The organism is Streptomyces sp. DI166, assembly GCF_900091315.1.
Lineage (GTDB): Bacteria > Actinomycetota > Actinomycetes > Streptomycetales > Streptomycetaceae > Streptomyces > Streptomyces fuscus.
Map to the genome: position 1 here is coordinate 17,515 of NZ_FLSP01000050.1, position 17,857 is coordinate 35,371.

At 72.3% G+C, this 17,857-nt stretch carries 14 protein-coding genes; 7 read left to right on the forward strand and 7 right to left on the reverse strand.

Translation table 11 applies throughout. From position 1 onward, the window contains the following. Positions 1-79: 79 nt before the first annotated feature. Complete coding sequence (locus GA0115233_RS23440) at positions 80-1,120, forward strand: LacI family DNA-binding transcriptional regulator (RefSeq protein WP_093722247.1); 1,041 nt, start codon at positions 80-82, stop codon at positions 1,118-1,120. Between the two features lie 86 nt (positions 1,121-1,206). Here the strand turns inward: GA0115233_RS23440 and GA0115233_RS23445 are convergent, their stop codons facing one another. Beyond that, complete coding sequence (locus GA0115233_RS23445) at positions 1,207-2,286, reverse strand: DUF1996 domain-containing protein (RefSeq protein WP_093722248.1); 1,080 nt, start codon at positions 2,284-2,286, stop codon at positions 1,207-1,209. Positions 2,287-2,312: 26 nt separating this feature from the next. Then, a complete protein-coding gene (locus GA0115233_RS23450) occupies positions 2,313-4,433 on the reverse strand; it encodes a discoidin domain-containing protein (RefSeq protein ID WP_093722276.1) in 2,121 nt (706 codons plus the stop codon). A 297-nt stretch (positions 4,434-4,730) separates the two neighbouring features. Here GA0115233_RS23450 and GA0115233_RS23455 point away from each other — a divergent pair, with 297 nt between their 5' ends. After that, positions 4,731-7,205, forward strand: coding sequence for a glycoside hydrolase family 3 C-terminal domain-containing protein (locus tag GA0115233_RS23455; RefSeq protein WP_093722249.1), 2,475 nt, complete (start codon positions 4,731-4,733; stop codon positions 7,203-7,205). Between the two features lie 7 nt (positions 7,206-7,212). Here GA0115233_RS23455 and GA0115233_RS23460 read toward each other — a convergent pair whose 3' ends face one another. Genes GA0115233_RS23460 through GA0115233_RS23470 form a run of 3 tightly spaced genes read right to left on the reverse strand, consistent with a single transcriptional unit; the run spans position 7,213 to position 10,312 of the window. After that, a complete protein-coding gene (locus tag GA0115233_RS23460; protein ID WP_093722250.1) occupies positions 7,213-8,103 on the reverse strand; it encodes a phosphorothioated DNA-binding restriction endonuclease in 891 nt (296 codons plus the stop codon). Between the two features lie 36 nt (positions 8,104-8,139). Then, entirely contained in the window at positions 8,140-9,093 is a 954-nt protein-coding gene (locus GA0115233_RS23465) for a sigma-70 family RNA polymerase sigma factor (RefSeq protein ID WP_176711914.1), read from the reverse strand. Between the two features lie 10 nt (positions 9,094-9,103). Further along, a complete protein-coding gene (locus GA0115233_RS23470; RefSeq protein ID WP_093722252.1) occupies positions 9,104-10,312 on the reverse strand; it encodes an NAD(P)/FAD-dependent oxidoreductase in 1,209 nt (402 codons plus the stop codon). A 276-nt stretch (positions 10,313-10,588) separates the two neighbouring features. Here GA0115233_RS23470 and GA0115233_RS23475 point away from each other — a divergent pair, with 276 nt between their 5' ends. Both GA0115233_RS23475 and GA0115233_RS23480 read left to right on the forward strand, forming a co-directional pair. After that, positions 10,589-11,167, forward strand: coding sequence for a galactose-binding domain-containing protein (locus GA0115233_RS23475; RefSeq protein ID WP_093722253.1), 579 nt, complete (start codon positions 10,589-10,591; stop codon positions 11,165-11,167). Positions 11,168-11,266: 99 nt separating this feature from the next. After that, positions 11,267-12,874, forward strand: coding sequence for an FAD-binding oxidoreductase (locus GA0115233_RS23480; RefSeq protein ID WP_093722254.1), 1,608 nt, complete (start codon positions 11,267-11,269; stop codon positions 12,872-12,874). Positions 12,875-12,883: 9 nt separating this feature from the next. Here GA0115233_RS23480 and GA0115233_RS23485 read toward each other — a convergent pair whose 3' ends face one another. Together GA0115233_RS23485 and GA0115233_RS23490 are read right to left on the reverse strand one after the other, a co-directional pair. Further along, positions 12,884-13,633, reverse strand: coding sequence for a class F sortase (locus GA0115233_RS23485; RefSeq protein WP_255310317.1), 750 nt, complete (start codon positions 13,631-13,633; stop codon positions 12,884-12,886). 149 nt (positions 13,634-13,782) lie between these two features. After that, positions 13,783-14,181, reverse strand: coding sequence for a hypothetical protein (locus GA0115233_RS23490; RefSeq protein ID WP_093722255.1), 399 nt, complete (start codon positions 14,179-14,181; stop codon positions 13,783-13,785). A gap of 297 nt (positions 14,182-14,478) precedes the next feature. Here GA0115233_RS23490 and GA0115233_RS23495 point away from each other — a divergent pair, with 297 nt between their 5' ends. The 3 genes from GA0115233_RS23495 to GA0115233_RS23505 all read left to right on the forward strand — a co-directional run bounded on the left by GA0115233_RS23495 (position 14,479) and on the right by GA0115233_RS23505 (position 17,854). Continuing rightward, the gene (locus GA0115233_RS23495; RefSeq protein ID WP_093722256.1) at positions 14,479-16,005 is read left to right on the forward strand and encodes a fused MFS/spermidine synthase; all 1,527 of its coding nucleotides are present in this window, start codon (positions 14,479-14,481) and stop codon (positions 16,003-16,005) included. A gap of 565 nt (positions 16,006-16,570) precedes the next feature. Next, the gene (locus GA0115233_RS41165) at positions 16,571-16,888 is read left to right on the forward strand and encodes a hypothetical protein (RefSeq protein WP_176711915.1); all 318 of its coding nucleotides are present in this window, start codon (positions 16,571-16,573) and stop codon (positions 16,886-16,888) included. 9 nt (positions 16,889-16,897) lie between these two features. Then, the gene (locus GA0115233_RS23505; protein ID WP_093722257.1) at positions 16,898-17,854 is read left to right on the forward strand and encodes a GlxA family transcriptional regulator; all 957 of its coding nucleotides are present in this window, start codon (positions 16,898-16,900) and stop codon (positions 17,852-17,854) included. The last annotated feature ends 3 nt before the right edge of the window (positions 17,855-17,857 follow it).

Consider the following 17,857-nt stretch of genomic DNA (forward strand, 5'->3'; position numbering starts at 1 on the left):
ACGGGGCGGCGGGGGCCGCCACACACCGAACCCGGGAGAGCGCTCCCCCAGACCCCCGACCGCCAGGTATGGTGCGGGCATGATCAGGCGCCTGCCAACCCTGGAGGACGTGGCACGGGAGGCCGGAGTCTCCCGTGCGACCGTCTCCCGCGTCATCAACGGCGTGCGGAACGTAGATCCCGCCATCCAGAGCGTGGTCCTGGAAGCGGTCGCGCGGACCGGCTACGCACCCAACAGGGCCGCACGCTCCCTCGTCACCCGCCGCGCAGAGACCATCGCCCTGGTCGTCTCCGGCGCCGGGGACGAACCCGAGGGCGAGCAGGGCTCGTTCGCCGCCCGCATGCTGGCCGACCCCTTCTTCGGCCGGGTCGCCGGAGGAGTCATCGACTTCCTGCGCCCGCGCTCCATGCACCCGGTGCTGATGTTCGCCGACTCCGAGGCCACCCGAGCCGAAGTCGTCGCGTACCTACGGCAGGGCAGCGCCGACGGGGCCCTCGTCGTCTCCACCCACGCCGAGGACCCGCTGCCGGAACAGCTCGCCGACGCGAATCTGCACTGCGTGCTCTTCGCCCGCCCCGCACGCCCCGTCCCGGTCAGCTACGTCGACCTGGCCCACGCCGACGGTGGCCGCCTCGCCGCCGAGCACCTCCTCGCCCGCGGCTGCAGGCGCCTGGCGACCGTCACCGGTCCGCTGGACGTACCCGCCGGACAGGACCGGCTCGCCGGGTTCCGGGACGCGCTCGCCCGGCGCGGACACCCGTACATCCCGATCGCCGAAGGCGGCTTCACCTACGACAGCGGCGCCGCCGCCATGACCCGCCTGCTGGCCGAACACCCGCACATCGACGGAGTGTTCGTGGCCAACGACCTGATGGCACAGGCCGCCTGCGAGGTACTGCGGGAGGCCGGACGTCGTATCCCGGACGACGTGGCCGTGGTCGGCTTCGACGACTCCAGTGCCGCCCTCTCCTGCCGCCCGGCGCTCACCACCGTCCGCCAGCCCATGGAGGACATGGCGGGCAAGATGGCGCAGCTCCTCCAGGAACACGTGGAGGGCGCCCGTACCGAACCCACATCCGTCATCTTCGAACCGGAGCTGGTGGTCCGCGACTCGGCGTGAAAAGCGGTGCCCGGTCCGTCGCGCGGCGGGGCTGGATGCGCGCAACGGACCGGGCGGTCGGGGAAGTCGGATCAGGTCGGTTCAGGTCACGGCAGCCGGTAGTCCGGTCCCAGCGCCGCGCCCCGCTCGGGGTGCGTCTCGTCGTAACCCCGCGCGTTGCACTGGAGCCCACCCACGACACAGTGCTCGACCAGCGCGGCCAGGGTCGGCTCGTGCCAGGCGTTGAAGAAGTCGTAGTGGAACGAGTAGCCGCGCCCGCTGGCCAGCCGCACCTGCGACATGTCACCGTCCACCGGGAACGCCATCTTGAACTCGATCATCGGCAGGGCCACCGGATGGCTGGCCGGGCAGATGTCGTTGTTCGTACCGGGCTTGACCACCGGATAGGCCATGTGGCTCTGGTGGTCGGGCGTGTCCAGGTACCGCCCGTCCCAGCAACTCGGCGCCTGCATCCGGATGTTCAGCTGTGTGTTCTGCGGACAGTGCTGCGGGAAGTCGACGTTCATGTAGCTGTCGCCGCATTCCCAGCCCTCCACCCAGCCCGGGTGGTTGCGGAACTCCTCGGCACTCTGCATCGGAGAACCGACCACGAACCGCAGCCCCTTGGGGAAGGGCCGCACACTCGTGTAGTCGGTCACGCCGGACTTGTAGTAGATGACCTGCGGCCCGACCGGCAGCACCTTCCGGTCGCCGTCGAACAGCGACGGCATCCAGTACGCCGACGCGTCGCCCGGCGCCAGACAGGTGGTGGCGCCGCCGAACAGGGAGTCGGTGGTGCTGCTCGCGTCCGTCGACCGGTTGCCCATGAAGGTGTGGTCGTGGGAACGGCCGGGCTGGTCCGGGTAGACGATCGGGTCGTCGGCCGCGGTGTGGGTGACCTCGCAGTTCGCCTGGAACTCGTGGAAGTAGGCGGGCGCGGGCTCCTTGTCGGACGGGGTGACGCCGGTGACCGGCGGGTTCGCCGGGATGTACCCGTCACCGTCCGGATCGTCGCCGGACGCCTCGGCGGAGGCCGCCATGGCGTGTCCCGCGTGCGCGGCGGCCGGGGCCGCGTCGGTGCCCGAACCGGGCCCGGAGGCCAGGGCAGTCGACCCCACGCCGAACAGAGCGGCGATCAGCGCGGTCGCGACCAGCACCGCGGGCAGCGGTTTGGTTCGTCGTCTCATGACAACTCCTCGGGATTCTCGGGTGGTCAGCGGTAGATGCCGAACTCGAACAGGGAGTAGCCCCAGCCGGTGCCGCGCTCGGTCAGATGCAGCCGCACATGACGGGCTGTGGTCGCGGCGAACTCGATGCTGTCGACGTCGCCGTTGCCGCTCGTCGTGGCGTGCACGGTGCGCCAGTCACTGCCGTTGTCGGACACCTGCACCTCGTACGACTTGGCGTAGGCGGGGTCCCAGACCAGCTGGACCTTGCCGACCGTGGTGGCCGCGCCCAGGTCGACGGAGATCCACTGCGGGTCGCTCCAGTCGCTGGCCCAGCGCGTGCCCGTGTCACCGTCGACGGCCTTGGCGGGCGTGCACGGGCAGTCGCCGTACTCCTTCTGGTACGAGGAGGCCGTGACCGGCTTGTTCAGCGCGAGGTTGGTGCCGGCCACCGGCGGCGGGACGACCTTGACCGACCTGGTCTCGATCCCGGCGTTGCCGTGCCCGTCCTCGGACTGGATGTAGACCTTCCAGACGCCCAGCTTCTCCGGCGCGGTGACGGCGAAGGTGCCGTTGCCGGTGGACCGCCACTTCGCCTCCACGAGCCGCTTGTCACCGCTCGCGTAGTTGCCGCTCAGGAAGATCTTGTGGGTGAGGGTGTCGTTGTCGGGGTCGCGGATGTCGGCGCGGACGGTGAACTCCTGCCCCGCGGGCGCCGCGGAGGCGGGCGACACCGACATGTCCGTGATGACCGGCGGGGTGTTGTCGCCCGAGGTGGAGCCCGCGTACGCCTGCTTCACGGCGTAGTAGGACAGCCGCTTCAGACCGTCGGGAAGCAGGTTGAACCAGACGCCGCCGAAGTCGTGCTCGACGCCGTAGTGGAAGAGCGTGGCGCCCAGCGAGACGCCCTGGTGCCCGGTGACGCAGTTCCACGCCCGGGTGTACCCGTCGCGCTTCTGCACGTCGGTCGGCTCGTCGGGAACGCCGTTGGCGTCGTCCGGCACCTCCCACTCACCGGCCGGACCGCCCTCGGTGATGATGTACGGCTTGGAGTAGCCGCCCTCCTGCCAGTCCTCGCGCACACCGCAGATGTCGCCGTAGGCGTTGACCGCGTACAGGTCGAGGTCGGGGGCGTTGCGCTTGTAGTACGGCCAGGCGCCGGTCCAGGCGTCGGTCGAGGTGACCGGGTGGTCGGGGTCGATGGTGTGGATGCGCTTGGCGACGTCGTTGACGAAGGTGGTGTACCCGTTGCGCTGGCGCTCCAGTTCCTCGCCGCTGTAGCAGTTCTGCAGGCCGAGCACGGACTCGTTCCCGACGTTCCACAGCAGCGTCGCCGGGTGGCTCTTGTACTCCTCGACCCACCTGGCGAACTCGGTGAGCATGCTGCTCTTGTAGGCGTCGTCCGTCACGTAGTTGACGCAGCCGCCGCTGCCGGGACCGCCGCCCGGCTGCAGCCAGAAGCCGTTGATGACGCGGATGCCGTGGGCGGCGGCCGCGTCGAGCAGCGGTTTGGTGGAGCCGTCGGTGCCCCAGGTGCGGATCGTGTTGGCGCCCATGGACTTCACGTCCGGCAGGTAGCGCCCGGCGTCCGCGACGGCGGGACCCCAGGTGAGGCCCTTGACGGTGTAGGGGCGGCCGTCCACGGTCAGCTGCCAGTTGCCCTGCGTGCCGGTGACCGCGACGGCGCCGCCGCCGGGCAGCGGGTCGTCGTCGCCGGCCTCGCCGTAGACCTGGAACTCCCACAGGGAGTAGCCGTAGCCGCCGGGGCGGGCGGTGCCGTACATGCGGACGTAGCGGGCCGAGCCGGAGACGGCCAGTTCGTCGGTGCCGCCGTTCCCGTCGGTCACGGAGGCCAGGGTGCGCCAGTCGTCGCCGTTGTCGGAGCCCTGGATCTCGTAGGCCTTGCCGTAGGCCGCCTCCCAGGTCAGGACCACGCGGCTGAGGCTTCTGCGCTCGCCCAGGTCGACCCGGATCCACTGCGGGTCGCTCCATTTGCTGGCCCAGCGGGTGCCGGTGAGATCGCCGTCGACGGCGGCCGAGGCGGGGTAGGCGTCGCCGTCGCCCTCGACGGAGGAGGCGGTGGCGGTGCGGCCCTGGGAGAGCAGCGTCTCGGCCGCGTGTGCCTTGGGCGCCGTGAGCACGGTCAACGACGAGGCCAGCAGGGCCATGAGGGCGAGGAGGAGGGTTCCGGCTCGTGTGCGGGTGAAGGGGTGGGTGTGGGGTCTGAACACGTTCTCTCCTGAACGAAAGGAGGGGCTCGGCGTCCCGTGCCGATGGGAGAGCGCTCTCCCGGAGACTGCCGTCCAGACATGGGCGTGTCAATCCGTTGGACAACAACTCCTGGTGTTGCGGATGGGGTTGAGGTCGTGAGCGCCGGAAGAGGCCCGCATTGACAGGGCGGGGTATCCCCGCTCACCATTCGGAGAGCGCTCTCCCGGTCGGGGAGGCGCGGCACAGGGGGTGGGATGACCGAGGAAGAACGCGCACGGCTGGCCGACAAACTGGACCTGCGCCAGAAGATCCGGCTGCTCACCGGGGCCACGACGTGGCGCACACACGCCGAACCCGTCATCGGCCTGGCCCCGATGACGACCTCCGACGGCCCGGCCGGCATACGCGGCGAGGCCTGGAACGAACGCGACACCTCCCTGCTGCTGCCGTCCGCCTCCGCGCTCGCGGCGACCTGGGACGAGCCGCTGGTCGAACGGCTCGGCGCACTCCTCGCGGCGGAGGCCGGGCGCAAGGGCGTGGACATGGTCCTCGCCCCGACCCTCAACCTCCACCGCACCCCACTGGGCGGCCGCCACTTCGAGTGCTTCTCCGAGGATCCGCAGCTCACCGCCCGCACCGGCGCCGCCCTGATCCGGGGCATCCAGAAGCACGGCGTCGCCGCCACCGCCAAGCACTACGTCGCCAACGACTCCGAGACTGACCGGCTGACCGTCGACGTCCGGATCGGCGAACGCGCCCTGCGCGAGGTGTACTTGGCCCCCTTCGAAGCGGCGGTGCAGGCCGGGGTGTGGGCCGTGATGGCCGGGTACAACGGCGTGAACGGTGCCACGATGACCGAGAGCCCGCTGCTGGCCGAGCCGTTGAAGGGCGAGTGGGGATTCGACGGTGTCGTGGTCTCCGACTGGGGCGCGGTACGCACCACCGCGCCCAGCGCCCGCGCGGCACTCGACCTGGCGATGCCCGGCCCCGACGGCCCGTGGGCGGAGGCCCTGTTCGACGCCGTCCAGGAAGGCTCGGTGCCCGTCGAAGCGGTCGACGACAAAGTCCGCCGCCTCCTGCGCCTGGCCGCACGGGTGGGGGCGCTGGGCGAGCCGGCTGCACGGCGGCGGGCCGAGCCGTCAGCGCACCGTGCGCTGCTGCGGCAGGCTGCACGGCGGCGGGCCGAACCGTCAGCCCGTCGCGCGCTGCTGCGGCGGGCCGTCGCCGCGGGCTCGGTACTGCTGCACAATCGCGGCGTACTGCCTTTCGACCGGACCGAGTCGGGCACGGTGGCGGTGATCGGCACCCATGCCGCCCAGCCGCGCACCCAGGGCGGCGGAAGCGCGGGCGTCTTCCCGGAACGCCTGGTCACCGTGGTGGACGGCATCCGCGACGCGCTGCCCGCCGGACCCCGGGTGATCCACGTCCCGGGCCCCGCACTCGACGCCCCTCCGCAGCCCCTGGAGGAGGCCGACTGTCGCAACCCGCGCACCGGCGCACCGGGCGTGCTGCTGCGCGTACTCGCCGCCGACGGCCGCGAACTGCAGGCGGAACACCGCCTGTCCGCCCGCCAGTTGGAACCGCCCCTGCCCCCGGGCGCGCACACCGTCGAGATCAGCGCCGTGCTGCCGACCGGGACCGGCGGCACATGGTGCTTCGGCGTCGGCGGCTTCGGCCGGATGACCCTCACGGTGGACGACGAGGTCGTGGTCGACGGCGAGTTCCCGCCCCTGACCGGCGACCCCGCCGTCCTGCACGTCAACCCACCGCGCCAGTACGGGCGGACGACGCTCCCGGCCGGGCAGGAGGCACTCGTCGTGGCGCGCCGCGAGCTGGCCCCCGGCACCGGCCGCGCCACCCTGCTCACCGCGGCCCCGCCCACCCCCGACCCCGACGCCGCCATCGCCGCAGCGGCGGAAGCCGCACGCCGGGCCGATGCGGCGGTGGTGGTCGTCGGCACCACGGAGACCAGCGAGTCCGAGGGCCACGACCGCACGACCCTGGCCCTCCCGGGCCGCCAGGACGACCTGGTCCGCGCCGTCTGCGCCGCCAACCCGCGCACCGCGGTCGTCCTCAACACCGGCAGCCCCGTGGAACTGCCCTGGCGGGAGGAGGCCGGCGCGATCCTGCTCACCTGGTTCCCGGGCCAGGAGGGCGGCGCCGGTATCGCCGACGTGCTGTTCGGCGACGCGGAACCCGGCGGGCGGCTCCCGACGACCTGGGCCGCCACGACCGACGACCTGCCGGTCAGCCGGACCCGCCCCGAGAACGGAACCCTCGACTACACCGAGGGCCTGCACATCGGCTACCGTGCCTGGCTGCGCACCGGCCGCCGTCCCGCGTACTGGTTCGGGCACGGACTGGGGTACACGACGTGGACCTACGAGGACCTGACCGTCCGAGGCGACGGACAGGTCGCCGTCCGCGTCCGCAACACCGGGCACCGCCGGGGCCGCGAGGTGGTCCAGGTGTACCTGTCCCGCCCCGTCTCCGAGGTGGAGCGGCCGATCCGCTGGCTGGCCGGGTACACGTCCGTCGAGGCGGATCCGGGAGAGACGGTCACCGCCGAGGTGCGGCTGCCGGTGCGGGCGTTCCAGCACTGGTGCGAGACCACGGGCGGCTGGCGCATCGAGCCGGGGGAGTGGCAGGTGCTGGTGGGCAGGTCGGCCGGCGAGCTGCCGCTGAGCGCCACGGTCGACGCACATCTCCTCGGCCCGGCGGGAAGCTGACTCCGCGTCAGGCGGCGGCGCGCGGGGAGCCCTTGAAGACCTGGTTCGTGTGCCACGTCCGATGCGCCGCCGCGACCGGGCGGACGCCGGGCTGCGGTCCCAGGAGAGGACGGCCGGAGAGGGCGGTGACATGGTCCCGCGCGGCGTGGCTGCGGCCGACGAAGTGCTGGGAGACCAGGATGCGATGGCCTTCGCCTATCCCGAGGACACCCTTGTCGAAGAGCTTGTGGTGCAGTGAGCACAGGCACAGGCCGTTGTCGACGTCGTCCGGGCCGTCGTAGGCCCACCAGCGCACATGCGCGGCCTCCAGGGCGACGGGCGTGCTGTCGATCATGCCGTCGTAGCCGCAGAACGCGCACTGGTACTCGTAGGCGATCAGGACCAACTCCCGCATGCGGCGGTCGCGTTGCCGACGCTCGCGCGCTGCCGCCGGGTCCGTCTCCGCCAGCTCCAGTTCCAGCCCGACCGCCTCGCACAGGTCGGGGTGCAGGGACGGTGGGAAGTTGAGGTCCAGCAGCACTCTCGCGATCCGGGCCAGCAGGGACGGCTCGCGGCTCAGCGCGGTACGCAGGCCGGGGGCCAGCCGTCCGGTGGCCCCGCTGGAGCGCAGAACCCCAATGCGCGGTCCTGGGCTGCCGGTTCCGGTGTCGGTGCGTACCTCCCACACCTCGTCGCTGGTGAGGTGGTGGAAGGGGTACGCGGGGGTCGTCGGACGGGCGGGGCCGTACTCCACCAGCAGTTGCTTGAGATCGTCCTCCACCGCGCTGTAGCGCAACTCGCCCTCGCCGTCCGCCTGGAAACGGCCCAGCGCGTACAGCAGGAGCAGCGGCTTGTGCGGTGCCCGCACCCCGTCGCGGCTCCACTGCCTCAGACTCGCGGCACGCTCCAGCCAATCCATGACGCATGATCGTAGCGAGCCGCCTCGGCAGCGGCGTCACCACTCGGCGATCAGGGGCGGTCCCGGCTCGTACGACTGCCAGGCCTCGGTGAGGCGGACGAGCCGGTCGGGCGCGGCGATGCCGCGTACGGTGGCGATCCTGTCGCCCGCGAGGTCGAACGTCACGGCACCCATGACCCGGTCGTCGACCACGGCCAGGACGGCGGGCGCGCCGTTGAGGACGGCGTAGTGCATGGCGGGCGTGCCGCCGGCGAAACGCCGCTTGGCGGGGGTGGGCTTGAAACCGGCCCGCGCGATGGCGGCGATGCGCTGCGGAGTGTCGAAGCGCAGCAACTGCTTGGCCAGTCCGGCGCCGTCGGAGATCGCGGTGGCGTCGTCGGTGAGCAGCGCCACCAGCCGCTCGGTGCGGCCCGAGGTGGCGGCGGCCAGGAACTCCTCGACGACCTTGCGGGCGGACGCCGGGTCGACCTCCTCGCCGCCGCGCCGGGCGGCCTGGACCCGGCGCCGGGCCCGGTGCAGGTGCTGCTGGCTCCCGGACTCGGTGATGTCGAGAATCTCGGCGATCTCGGCGTGGCCGTAGGAGAACGCCTCGCGCAGGACGTAGACGGCGCGTTCCAGGGGTGAGAGGCGTTCCATGAGCATGAGCACGGCCAGGGAGACCGACTCGCGCTGCTCGAAGGAGTCGGCCGGGCCGAGCATCGGGTCGCCGTCGAGGAGCGGCTCGGGCAGCCAGGCACCGGCGGTTCGTTCGCGGCGGACCCGCGCCGAACGCAGCCGGTCCAGGCACAGGTTGGTGACGACCTTGGTCAGCCAGGCCTCGGGCACCTTGATGCGCTCCCGGTCGGCGGCCTGCCAGTGCAGGAAGGCGTCCTGCACGGCGTCCTCGGCGTCGGTGGCCGAGCCGAGCAGCCGGTAGGCCAGCGAGGCCAGCCGGTTGCGGCTGGCCTCGAACCGGCCGGTGTCGAAGCGATCGACTTCGGTGCTGTCCACGCTGATCACCTTATGCGGCAACGCGGCCCACCTGCTGGGCGGAGCGGTCCGGAGTACTGGTGAGACGGAGCTTGCGCTTGGGCAGCCCGAAGGTCGGGTGCGCGGTGGCCCACAGCGACATCGCGAGGATGGCCGCCTTGAGGCGAGCGGGTCCCCGGCCGCCCATGAACTTCGGCTTCGCCTGCCCTTCACCGTCGACCAGTTGGAGAATGCCGTCCCGCCGCCCGAGGCTGATGTGGTTGCCGACGTACTCCAGCTTGGTCTGCGGGACCGTGCGCCCGGTCAGTACCCCGACGATCGCCTCGACGGCCTGCCGTCCGGTGTAGCCGGCCGAGGCGCAGGACATCGGCAGCGGCAGACCGTTGTCACCGATGGCGTGGGCACTGTCCCCGGCGGCGTAGACGTTCGGGTGGGAGACCGAGCGCATGTGACGGTCGACGACGATCCGGCCGTCCTCGGTGACCTCCAGGCCGGCGGCAGCGGCGACGGGGCCGACCGTGAACCCGGCCGTCCACACGGTCGCGTCGGATGCCAGGGCGGTGCCGTCGGCGCAGAGCACCCGGTGCGCCTCGACGGTCTCGACCTCGGCGTACTCCAGGACGGTGACGCCGAGGCGGTCGCAGGCCCCGCGCAGGTGCGCGCGGGCTCCGGCGGACAGCCGGGCCGCCAGTTCGCCGCGGGCGACCAGTGTCACGGTCAGGCCGGGGCGCGCCTCGGCGATCTCGGTGGCGGTCTCGATCCCGGTCAGCCCGTCCCCGACGACCACCACACTCCCGCCCTCGCCCCGCTCGACCAGGGCGTCCAGGCGTTCACGCAGGCGCAGCGCCGAGGGCCGGGCGGCGATGTCGAAGGCGTGTGCGGCCGCACCGGGCACACCCTGCTCGGCACCGTGACTGCCGAGGGCGTAGACCAGGGTGTCGTAACCGAGTTCGCCGCCACCGTCGGCGTCGGCCACGGCGACGGTCCGGCGCTCCGGGTCGATGCCGGCCACCCGGGCCACACGCAGCCGTACGCCGGTGCCCGCGAAGACGTCCACGAGCTTCGGGGCCTCGACCTCCTGGCCGGTCGCGAGCTGGTGCAGCCGCATTCGCTGGACGAAATCCGGTACGGCGTTGACCACGGTGATCTCGGCGTCCTTGGGTGAAAGTCGCCGGGCCAGGGTCCCCGCCGTGAACGCTCCGGCGTACCCGGCGCCGAGGACGACGATGCGGTGCTTCATGGGATTCTCCCGTCGGTTCGCTTGGTGTCGGTGACTTGAGCGGGGCAGCGGCCCGATTCCTGACAGGTGGGATGTATGACGCGCGTCACAGTGACTCCTGTGGCGTTTGCGATCGAAAGATTCAGTGAAGGTTCGCTCTTCCGCGGCCGGGCTGCGGGAGCCCGAGGGATTGACAGGGGGCCGTCTGTCGACACAGTCTTTGGCAACGTTGTCATCCGGTTCGGCGTCGGCGTACGGACCGGTTCGGCCTGTGCTTTCTGATGGGATGTCGCACACATGGCAGATCAGTCGGGCCCGTCGCGTGTTCCGCCGCGACGGACCGTTGTCACCACGGGGACCACGCTGCTGGCCGGGTGCGGCTGGCGTGCCGAGGGCGGTGACCCGCAGGGGATCACCGTCGACCTCCAGGCGGTCTGCGAGGTCACCGACATCCGCCTGACCTTCGAGGCCGACGCCTCCGACCCGGTGTACGCCCCCGATCGCGGATCCCGGCTCAGCCACTCGCTGGTCTTCTCCGTCGAGACCTCCGAGGACCACACGTCCTGGACCACGGCCTACCGCACCACCACGGGTACCGGCGGGGTGGTGAACATCCAGCTCCCGAGCCCCCGTCGGGCCCGCTGGGTGCGCCTGACGTCCCGCAAGCGCTCAAGCCCGCTGCCCCTCGGCGTCGAGGCCTTCGAGGTGTACGGCACGCGCGACCCCGCGCACACCGGCTGGACGGAGTGGGCGTCCCGCCCGCTGTCGGAGAACCCTGACTGGCGGCTCCTCATGCTCGACTGGGTCGACACGGAGGGCGCCACCCTGTCGTCCGTCTCCGTGGACACCCGCGACTGGCTCCCCGTGACCCGGTGACGGCCTCAAGCCGCCGAGTACCGCGTATTGACGGCACGCCATCAACTGTGGGCACTTACCTACTGGTAACTACCCGGCGGAGAGATCGGCGGTGCGCACGTGAGTGGCAGGACGCGGTCGTGGTGGGGATGGGGCTACGTCGAGGACGCGGTGACCGGCGCCGAGCGCGCCGAACTCACGCGCCGCGCCTCGGAGCTGATGCCCGGCGCTAATCTGACCGTGCACCGGGCACCCCCGGTCGAGGCCTTCGGCGTACGCCCGAGCAGGGTCCAGGCGCCACCGGCGCTCGCGGCGGTCGTGTCCGAGGACGCGGAGGACCGGCTGGCCCACAGCCACGGGCAGGCGTTCCGTGACGTGGTGCGGGCGCTGCTGGGCCGACTGCCGCACGTACCCGACCTCGTCGCGCGTCCCACCTCGGAGGAGCAGGTCGTCCAGGTACTGGACTGGTGCTCCGAGGCCGGTATCGCGGTCGTTCCCTTCGGGGGCGGGTCTTCTGTGGTCGGCGGGGTCGAGCCGCGCGTGGGGGACGACTACAACGGCGTGGTGAGTCTGGACCTCACGTCCATGAACCGGGTCCTCGACGTCGACCCCGCCAGCCGGGCCGCGCTCGTCGAGGCCGGGGCCTACGGGCCGCACCTGGAGGAGCAGTTGCGGCCCAAGGGCTACACCCTGCGGTTCTTCCCGCAGTCCTTCGAGTTCTCCACCCTCGGCGGCTGGCTGGCCACCCGCGCGGGCGGGCACTTCGCCACACACCTCACCCACATAGACGACCTCACCGAATCCCTGCGCGTCATCACCCCCGCGGGCGCGGTCGAGACCCGTCGACTGCCCGCCTCGGGTGCCGGACCCTCCCCGGACCGGATGTTCCTCGGCTCCGAGGGAACGCTCGGCGTCATCACCCGGGCGTGGGTCCGCCTCCAGGACCGGCCCCGTTGGCGGGCCGGTGCCTCGGTCGCCTTCGCCGACTACGGCGCGGGCGTCCTGGCCGTGCGCGCGCTGGCGCAGTCCGGCCTGAACCCCGCCAACTGCCGACTCCTGGACCCGGTGGAGGCGTTCATCAACGCGGGCTCCCCGACCGCCGTCCTGGTGCTCGGCTTCGAATCGGCCGACCACCCCGTCGACGCCTGGCTGGACCGGGCACTGGAACTGTGCCGCGACCACGGCGGCACGCTGCCCGAACCACCGCGGCGCAGCGCGGACATGGACGGATCCGCGCGCACGGACGCCGCCGACACCTGGCGCTCGTCCTTCCTGCGCATGCCGTACCAGCGCGACGCGCTCGCCGCGCAGGGCATGATCGTGGAGACGTTCGAGACGGCCTGCACCTGGGACCGGTTCGACAGCGTGCGTGCGGCCGTCGAGGACGCGGCCCGGGACGCCCTGCGCCAGGTGGCTGCGGAAGGGGTGGTGACCTGCCGGTTCACCCACGTCTACCCGGACGGGCCAGCGCCCTACTTCGGGATCTACGCCGCCGGTCGCTGGGGCAGCACGGTGGAGCAGTGGGACGAGATCAAAAAGGCCGTCTCCGAGGCGCTGATCACGAGCGGCGCCACGATCACCCACCACCACGCGGTGGGCCGCGACCACCGACCCTGGTACGACCGGCAGCGGCCCGATCTCTTCGCCGCCGCGCTGCGGGCGGGCAAGAAGGTCCTCGATCCGTCGGGGATCCTCAATCCCGGCGCGGTCGTCGACCCCTTGCGCTGACCGGCGTGACTACTTCAGGTGGGCGAACACCACCAGGTTGTCGGTGTAGTCCTTGGCCGAGCGGTCGTAGTCACCGGCGCAGGTGATCAGGCGGACCTCGGCGCGGGGAGTGTCGGCGTAGACGCGGTCGTTGGGGAAGTCGTCCTTGGCGAAGGTCTCCACGCTGTCGACGACGAAGGACACTTTCCGCGCGTCGGCGCGCCTGACCTCGAAGACGTCGCCCTTCTTCAGCTCGTCCAGACGGGCGAAGACGGCGGGCGAGGTGGCGGTGTCGACGTGCCCGGCGATCACGGAGGTACCGAGCTCTCCGGGGGTGGGTCCCTTGGCGAACCAGCCGACGAGGTTGGTGTCGTCGGCGGGCGGGGCGTTGAGCTGGCCCGAGCCGTTGATGGCCAGGTCGGTGAAGGGGGCGTCGACGGAGATCTTCGGGATGAGCAGCCGTACGGGCTTGGAGCGGGGCAGGTGCTCGGCGACGGAACGGCCTGTCGACCGGGCCGAGTCGCGTACGGCCGGCTGGCCCGCGGGGGGTGCCGACGCGGTGCCGCGCAGGGCCGGCGATGCGGTGGCCTTCGCGGAAGGCGTCGCGGTCGCGTGGGCCGACGGCGTCGCGGCGGGGGTGGTGGACGGCTCGTCGTCGGTGAAGACGGTCATGGCAAGGACCGCGAGGCCGATGGCGGCCACGACCAGCACGCGGAGGTTGAGTCCGCTCTTCGGGCGGGGGGTCTCGGCGTCGGGGCTGTCGGAGGGACGAGTCGTCATGGGGATCCACCTCACCTGGGTGCGGCAGCCGTGCGATAGGGCTGATCGGGCTGATGCGGAGGGTCAGGGCGGCCGGGCTCGGGGGAGGGCCGTGCGGCCGCCACGCGGCACGTGCGTGGCGGCCGTGGTGGCTATCGCGCCGGGCACGGTCAGGCCACGGAGGTCGCGTACTTGCGGCGGCGCGCCGCGTACAGGCCCGTGCCGGCGACCGCCAGGACCGCCAGACCGCCCGCGGTCACCGTCGGCCCGGCCAGTGCGCCGCCGCCGGTGTGCATGCCGCCCTTGGGCTTGTCGTGGTCGCCCTTCCAGGAGTGGTCCTTCTCGTGCCTACCGCCCCACTCCTCCTTCTTGTCGTGCTTGCCGCCCCAGTCGTCCTTCTCGTGCTTGCCGCCCCACGAGTCCTCCTTGCCGTAGTCCCGGCCGCCGTCGTGGTCCCGGCCGTACGAGGAGCCGTCGTGGTCGTCGGGTGCGGCGAGGGCGACGGGGGCGCTGAGGACGAGCGCGGCGGTGGTCGCCGCGGCGGCGAGCAGTGTGCGTGCAGTGCGCATCGGTGGATCCCTTTCTGCCGGGGCGGGTGGCTGATGCCGTGTCAACTGGTTCCGGTGCCGCCTCGACGTGATCCACGGTCAGCGGGGAATCCGGCTCTCGCCACTTGGAGCCGCCCGCAGGGTGACGCGTCCCTCCGCCACCTGCCACGCCGTCAGGCTCTGGCCTGACCTGACGGGCAGTCGGTGCGAATCACCCCCGCGTCCCCGGAACCGGTGGCGGAGCAGCCGAGTTGACCAAGTGACCCGTGCCGGAAGGAACCGCCCACCGGTGCCGGGCCGCGTGGAAGGATGCCGTGAGTGACCGAACCGTCTTCGTCGCCCCCCGACCGGGGCAGACCGCGTGACCAGGGCCTCGGCCCCCGTGCGGCGGTCGCGCTCGTCTTCACCTCCTCGGCCGCCGTCCTGGTCGTCGAGATCGTCTCCCTGCGGCTGCTGGCGCCCTACCTCGGGCTGACCCTGGAGACCAGCACCATGGTCATCGGTGTCGCCCTCACCGCGATCGCCGCCGGGTCCTGGATGGGCGGGCGCGTCGCCGACGCGGTCAACCCCCGACGGCTCATCGGTCCCTCCCTCGGCCTCTCGGGCGCGGTCGTGGCGCTGACCCCCGCCGTGCTGCGCACCACGGCCGAGTGGGCGCCCGTGGCGCTCTTCCTCATCGCGTCGCTGACCATCCTGGTGCCGGGCGCGCTGCTGTCCGCGGTGACGCCGATCGTGACCAAGCTGCGGCTGACCAGCCTCGCCGAGACCGGCACGGTGGTCGGGCGGCTCTCCGGGGTCGGCACGCTCGGCGCCATCCTCGGCACCGTCCTCACCGGCTTCGTGCTGGTCTCGCGCTTCCCGGTCAGCGGCGTACTGATCGGCCTCGGTGTCCTGCTGGTCCTCGGCTCGGCCCTGGTCGAATGGCGGACCCGCGGCTGGACGGGAGTGCCGGCCCTGACCGTCGTCCTCGTCGCCGCGGGCCTGGCCGCCACGGTCGCGCCCGGCGGCTGCGACGAGGAGACCAAGTACCACTGCGCCCGCGTCGTCACCGACCCCGACCGTGAGAGCGGCCGCACGCTCCTCCTGGACGGCGTGCGGAACTCCTACGTCGACCTCGACGACCCGACCTACCTGAAGTTCATGTACGTGCGGGCCATCGCCTCGGTTGTCGACACGGCGTTCCCCGAGGGACGGTCCCTGACCGCGTACCACGTGGGCGGCGGGGGCCTGACGTTCCCGCGCTACCTCGCGGCCACCCGGCCCGGGACGCGCAGCCTCGTCTCCGAGATCGACAGCGGGGTCGTACGCGTCAACCGCGAGCGGCTGGGCCTGGGACCGCAACGCGGGATCGACGTACGCACCGAGGACGCCCGGCTCGGCCTGCGGCGGCTGGACACCGGCAGCCGGGACCTCGTCGTGGGCGACGCGTTCGGGGGAGTGAGCGTGCCGTGGCACCTCACCACCACGGAGGCGCTGACCGACATACGGCGCGTGCTCACCGAGGACGGCCTGTACGTCGCCAACCTCATCGACTACGGCGCCCTCGCCTTCGCCCGCGCCGAAGTGGCCACGATCGGCGCGACGTTCGACCATGTCGCCCTCCTCGGCGAACCCTCCGACATCGGCCTCGACCCGGGCGCCCCCGACCGGGGCGGCAACCTGGTCGTCCTCGCTTCCGACCGCCCCGTGGACCTGGCGGCGGTCCAGAAGGCCCTGGACACCCGTGGGACCGGCTGGAGGATCAGCGAGGGCGCCACCCTCGCGTCCTGGATCGGCGACGCCCCCCGGCTCACCGACGACTACGCACCCGTCGACCAGCTCCTGGAGCCCTACAGCCCCCGCTGACGCCCCGCCCGCGGGCACCTGCTTGGATCTCCGTCATGACGGACCGGTCTCGACTCCACCACGCCCGCGGAACCGCCGAGGACATACCCGGACTGCTCGAAGCGGTCGGCCCGGACCCACGCGATCCCGGCTGGGACACCCTGTCCGACCTCCTGTGGAGCCAGGGCACCGTCCCCCCGGCGAGCTTCGCCGCCCTGCCGCGTCTGACGGAACTGGCCCGCCGCTGGTCACCCGTGGAACGCTGCATGCCGCTCTTCCTGGCGAGCCGGATCGTGGCCGCCCGGGACATCCGGGGTGAGGCGGTGGACCCCTTCGTCACCCACACCGCCACCCTCGCCGAACTCCTGGCGCTGACCGAGGAAGCCCTGCGCGACCCTCCCTGGCCGACGACTCCACGACCTACGTCAACCTGCTGTCGACGCTGCTCGCCTTCGAGGGAGTCGAGGGCTGGAGCGAGCACCTCGACGACATCAACGGCGACGAATACGAAGTCCCCTGCCCCGACTGCTTCTCGGAGAACTTCGTCGTCCTCGGGGAAGACGGTCACTACTCCACCGACGACGACATGCACTTCGAGCGGACCCCCGACGTCAGGATCCCGCTCCGGCCCCAGGACCCGGCCACCGCCGACGGGCTGCTGCCCGGACTCCACGCGCGGGCCCTCGCCGACGGCCACCCGCGGCTCGCGGACAAGCTCCGCTCCGTGTTCGGCCGTGCCCAATGCGCCCACTGCGGCGCCCACTTCAGCATCCCCGACGCGATCCTGTCCCGCTGCTGGCCGGGCGCACCCGGCCCGCGCGCCGCGGGAGCAACCGGACCTGGTGGAGCGCGAGCGGCGGACGCACGGCTGCGCCCCCGACTGGGTGGCGCCGCGTCGACGTAACCTCGTCCTGTGTCCACCTCTCGCCAGCACCGTGTCGCCGTCCTCGTGCTGGAGGGCGCGAAACCCCTCGATGTCGGGATCCCGGCGCAGGTCTTCACGACCCGCGCGAGCATGCCGTACGAGGTGCGGGTGTGCGGGGCGACACCCGGGCTGGTGACCGGCGGGGACGGCCTCGCCTACCACGTCGAGCACGGTCTCGACGCGCTCGCCTGGGCCGACATCGTCTTCGTGCCCGGCTACCGGTTCCCGGACCGCGAGGACCCGCCGCACGCCGTCGTCGCGGCCCTGATCGCCGCCCACGACCGGGGCGCGCGGCTCGCCGCGATCTCCACGGGCGCGTTCGCCCTCGCCGCCACCGGCCTGCTCGACGGCAAGCGGGCCACGACGCACTGGCACTACACGCGGGCGCTCATGACCCGGTACCCGGGCGTCCGGGTCGACGAGAACGTGCTCTTCGTCGACGAGGGCAGCGTGCTCACCTCGGCCGGCGCCGCCTCCGGCATCGACCTGTGCCTGCACATCCTGCGCGGCGACCTCGGCGTGGCCGCCTCCAACCACGCCGCCCGGCGCCTGGTCGCGGCGCCCTACCGCAGCGGCGGCCAGGCCCAGTACGTGCCGCGCAGCGTGCCCGAGCCGCGCGGGGAACGGTTCGCGGAGACCCGCGAGTGGGCCCTGTACCGGCTGGGCGAGCCGCTCACCCTGGACATGCTGGCGCGGCAGGCGGGGGTGTCGCCGCGCACGTTCTCCCGGCGCTTCGTCGAGGAGACCGGGTACACGCCGATGCAGTGGGTGATGCGCGCCCGCATCGACCTCGCCCGTGAGCTGCTCGAACGCTCCCAGCGCGGGGTCGAGCAGATCGCCGCCGACGTGGGCCTCGGCACCGGCGCCAATTTGCGGCTGCACTTCCAGCGCATCCTCGGCACCACGCCGAGCGAGTACCGGCGCACCTTCACCCGGGGCGAGTGAGGC